The organism is Lactiplantibacillus daowaiensis, from assembly GCF_005405085.1.
Lineage (GTDB): Bacteria > Bacillota > Bacilli > Lactobacillales > Lactobacillaceae > Lactiplantibacillus > Lactiplantibacillus daowaiensis.
The window spans coordinates 1-1,268 of the sequence record NZ_BJDJ01000044.1; the positions used below are offsets into that span (position 1 = coordinate 1).

Consider the following 1,268-nt stretch of genomic DNA (forward strand, 5'->3'; position numbering starts at 1 on the left):
ACTTAAATAAATGATGCTTCCAAGGTGTCCTGGAGTCCTTTGAACCCTCGGTGGATCCGCTTCAGAGACTTCTCGTTATAAACATTAAACTGAGAAACCAGGAAGCGATCCAGTGAATCTTCCGTTGGAAATTGTTCTTTGTGGTGGGTGGTGCGCTTGAGATGCTTATTAAAGTTCTCAATCAGGTTAGTGGAGTATAGTGATTGCCGGATAGCTGGTGGAAAGTCCATGAAAGTGAGTAAATTCGGCATTTTAAGCAGATCTTTGATTAATTTGGGATAGGTCTGATGCCAGTTGTTGGCGAACTCATTCAGTTTCAGTTCGGCTGCTTCACGGTTGGCGGCCCGATGAACTTGTTTAAAGTCACTGATCACGGCCTTGCGGTCTTTTACGCGAACTTTGTTCATCAGATTCCGCCCAACATGAACCAGGCAACGTTGTCGTTTGGCTTTAGGGAAATGCCGATTCAAGCCTTCATCCAAACCAACTAACCCATCGGCCACAAACAACAGCACATCTTTAACGCCCTGCTTGATCAAGGTTCCCAGCAGTTCAGTCCAGATTCCAGTCGATTCCGTTGGCGCCACTTGGTAGTTCAGCACTTCTTTCGTACCATCTGGACGAATGCCAATCGCAATATGAACGGCTTCTTTTTGAACGGTATCCCGCTTTAACGGCAAGTAAGTGGCATCTAAGAAGATGGCCGCATATTGTGAAGCCAGTCGACGTTGCTGGAAAGCTTGAACCTGTTCATTGACGGCTTTAGTCATGTTGGAAACCGTGGCTTTGGAGTAGTGAGCACCGTACATTTTCTCAATGAGTTCGGCAATTTCAGCAGTGGTAATTCCCTTGGTATACAACTGAATGACCGTTGTTTCTAAATTATCACTGTGCCGACCGTAGGCTGGCAAGGTATGATTTTCAAACCGGCCATTGCGATCTCGAGGAATGGTTAAGTTAAGTTGGCCGTACTTCGTATCAAACGAACGCTCATAACTGCCGTTGCGGTTATTACCAGTGTTAATCCCAGCGTATGAGTAGCGTTCGTAACCCAAAAACTCTGCCAATTCGGTTTGAAGCAGCTGGTTAATCGCAATTTCGAGGTGGTGACGAAAAACTTCGTCCAAATCTTGCTTTTGGGCTAGTGCAGCGATAATTTCTGTGGTAAGTTCATTCATGGGGAATGCCTCCTGTGATGTTTTCTGTGGTTACTAAATATCATAAGGGAAGGCATTCCCTATTTCTATACAATTCAGAAATCTTTTATG

1 protein-coding gene is annotated in these 1,268 nt (G+C 45.0%); it reads right to left on the reverse strand.

The annotated features are described in order from the left end of the window. Nucleotides 1-2: 2 nt before the first annotated feature. Nucleotides 3-1,178 (reverse strand): IS256-like element IS1310 family transposase, encoded by a 1,176-nt coding sequence (locus FFM75_RS13860; RefSeq protein ID WP_003561746.1) that lies wholly within the window; start codon nucleotides 1,176-1,178, stop codon nucleotides 3-5. Between the last annotated feature and the right edge of the window lie 90 nt (nucleotides 1,179-1,268).

Bases quoted from the DNA above. Each gene is read 5' to 3' on its own strand.
- FFM75_RS13860 (WP_003561746.1), bottom strand. From the start codon at position 1,178: ATGAATGAACTTACCACAGAAATTATCGCTGCACTAGCCCAAAAGCAA.